The organism is Microcoleus sp. B5-D4, assembly GCF_036705145.1.
Lineage (GTDB): Bacteria > Cyanobacteriota > Cyanobacteriia > Cyanobacteriales > Microcoleaceae > Microcoleus.
In genome coordinates this window covers 1-1,172 of record NZ_JAUBTV010000191.1, presented here as the reverse complement: position 1 = coordinate 1,172, position 1,172 = coordinate 1, and the positions used below count along the sequence as shown (strand labels likewise).

Annotated in this window: 1 protein-coding gene; it reads left to right on the top strand. The window is 44.5% G+C overall.

Annotated elements, in window-relative coordinates:
- The first annotated feature begins 221 nt into the window (after positions 1 to 221).
- Positions 222 to 1,010 carry an ABC-2 family transporter protein gene (locus QUB10_RS34135; protein ID WP_333207555.1) on the top strand — a complete coding sequence of 263 codons (789 nt, stop codon included), beginning with the start codon at positions 222 to 224 and terminating at the stop codon, positions 1,008 to 1,010.
- The last annotated feature ends 162 nt before the right edge of the window (positions 1,011 to 1,172 follow it).

Below are 1,172 nucleotides of genomic sequence, written 5' to 3'. Positions count from 1 at the left end.
TTTTGTGGAACGGGCATCTTGCCCGTTGCTAATACCGAAAAATTGAACAGGCAAGATGCCTGTTCCACTAAAGTTTCAATGTTTTGTGGAACGGGCATCTTGCCCGTTGCTAATACCGAAAAATTGAACAGGCAAGATGCCTGTTCCACTAAAGTTTCAATGTTTTGTGGAACGGGCATCTTGCCCGTTGCTAACACCGAAAAATTAAATCTACAATTGATATGACAAAAGCCATCAAAATTGCTAAAACTTTGCTAGTTACCTACTATGCTTATATGCTCGAATACCGGGCGGAATTGTTTTTGTGGGCCCTGTCGGGAGCTTTGCCGTTTATCTTGATGGGCGTCTGGATGCAGGCGGCTGAAACTGGTCAATTTGGGCTGAATTCGATCGACTTTGCCCGTTATTTTTTAGCCGCTTTCATTGTCAGGCAAACAAATGTAGTTTGGGTGATTTGGGAGTTTGAAAAGGAAGTAGTGCAAGGCAGGCTATCTAATAGATTGTTGCAGCCTCTCGATCCCGTATGGCATCACTTTGCCTCTCACGTTTCCGAAAGGTTTGCGAGGCTGCCGTTTGTATGCGGATTAGCGCTGCTGTTTTTTGCACTTTACCCGCAGTCTTTTTGGCTGCCGAGTTTGGGCAGGTTTTTGCTGTTTTTGTTGGTTATCGTCTTGGCTTTTTGCTTGCGGTTCTTGATCCAGTATACCTTTGCGCTGTTTGCTTTTTGGCTGGAAAGGGCAAGTGCGATCGAGCAATTCTGGTTTCTAATTTACCTGTTTTTATCGGGACTTATCGCGCCGCTACAAGTGTTTCCTGCACCCGTGCGCGAAGTAGTTTTGTGGACGCCGTTTCCTTATTTGATTCATTTTCCCGCTTCTATCTTGATCGGATTGCCCGTAGATTTAGGCCGCGGTTTGTTGGTAATGTTGGGTTGGAGTGCGGTGTTTTTTGTGTGGAATCGCTGGCTTTGGCGGCAGGGCTTGAAGCAGTATTCCGGCATGGGCGCTTAAATAATCATTAAAAATTATCAAATTGTAAGGTGCATCACAGTAAAATATTAATCGTTTTGTCAATAAAGACTTACGTGACGCACCCTACTTAGGATCGCGAATTAAATAACTTACAATTTTAATTGTTATTGTGGGATGGGCGTCCCGCCCGTCCTTTTTGGA

Bases quoted from the DNA above. Each gene is read 5' to 3' on its own strand.
- QUB10_RS34135 (WP_333207555.1), top strand. From the start codon at position 222: ATGACAAAAGCCATCAAAATTGCTAAAACTTTGCTAGTTACCTACTAT.